We start from the raw sequence: 1,581 nt of genomic DNA, 5'->3' as shown, positions 1-1,581 counted from the left end.
TAAGGGCGTATGGGGAATGCCTAGGCTCTCAGAGGCGAAGAAGGACGTGATAAGCTGCGAAAAGCTGTGGTGAGGGGCACATACCTGTTGATCCGCAGATATCCGAATGGGGCAACCCGGCATGTTGAAGACATGTCATACTGAATTTATTTTGGTAAGCAAACCCGGAGAACTGAAACATCTAAGTACCCGGAGGAGAAGAAAACAATAGTGATTTCGTTAGTAGTGGCGAGCGAACGCGAATTAGCCCAAACCTGTTTTGTTACGGCAAGTCAGGGGTTGTAGGACTACAATATAGAGTGTATGATGAATTAGAATCCTTTGGAAATAGGAGCCATAGACGGTGATAGCCCGGTATAGGTAAGTCATATATTTTTAGTAGTATCCTGAGTAGTGCGGGGCACGTGTAACCCTGTATGAATTAGTGGGGACCATCCCATAAGGCTAAATACTCCTGAGAGACCGATAGTGAACCAGTACCGTGAGGGAAAGGTGAAAAGAACCCTGAATAAGGGAGTGAAAAAGATCCTGAAACCATACGCTTACAAGCGGTCGGAGCTGATTTATCAGTGACGGCGTGCCTTTTGCATAATGAGCCTACGAGTTACTTTTACTAGCGAGGTTAAGATTTTAAGGATCGGAGCCGCAGCGAAAGCGAGTCTGAATAGGGCGGGATACCCACCTTTGTGGGTATAAAGTTAGTAGTAGTAGACGCGAAACCGTGTGATCTACCCTTGGGCAGGTTGAAGCTTTGTTAACCCAAAGTGGAGGACCGAACCCGTTGACGTTGAAAAGTCTTGGGATGACCTGAGGGTAGGGGTGAAAGGCCAATCAAACTCGGAAATAGCTCGTACTCCCCGAAATGCATTTAGGTGCAGCGTTGTGATAGTTTTATAGAGGTAGAGCTACTGATTGGATGCGGGGGCTTCACCGCCTACCAATTCCTGACAAACTCCGAATGCTATAAAATGTTTCACAGCAGTGAGGGCATGGGTGCTAAGGTCCATGTCCGAGAGGGAAAGAACCCAGACCATCAGCTAAGGTCCCCAAATATATGCTAAGTTGAATAAACGCGGTTGAACTGCTTAGACAGCTAGGATGTTGGCTTGGAAGCAGCCATTCATTTAAAGAGTGCGTAACAGCTCACTAGTCGAGCGGTTCGGCATGGATAATAATCGGGCATAAGCATATTACCGAAGCTATGGGATATTTAATATCGGTAGGGGAGCATTGTAGTGGCGTTGAAGGTGTACTTTGAGGTATGCTGGAGTAGCTACAAAAGAAAATGTAGGCATAAGTAACGATAAGGAGGGCGAGAAACCCTCCCACCGAAAGACTAAGGTTTCCTCAGCTATGCTAATCAGCTGAGGGTTAGTCGGGGCCTAACGCGAACCCGAAAGGGGTAGTGGATGGACAACGGGTTAATATTCCCGTACCTGCTCACGCTAAAAGTGACGGAGGCGAGAAGTTAGTGCGCACTGACGGAATAGTGCGTTGAAGGGAACAGTAATGTCCTGATAGTACACAGAGGCTACGGCCAATGTGATAATCTAGCGGATCGACTTCCAAGAAAACCGAGTG

General features: G+C 47.3%; 1 rRNA gene. It reads left to right on the top strand.

What is annotated here, in order from left to right:
* Nucleotides 1-1,581: ribosomal RNA gene (locus J8281_RS18845) — 23S ribosomal RNA — on the top strand; the annotation flags it as partial.

It is taken from the genome of Aquimarina sp. U1-2 (assembly GCF_017897595.1).
Taxonomy (GTDB): Bacteria; Bacteroidota; Bacteroidia; order Flavobacteriales; family Flavobacteriaceae; genus Aquimarina.
This window is presented reverse-complemented; position numbering and strand designations above follow the sequence as displayed.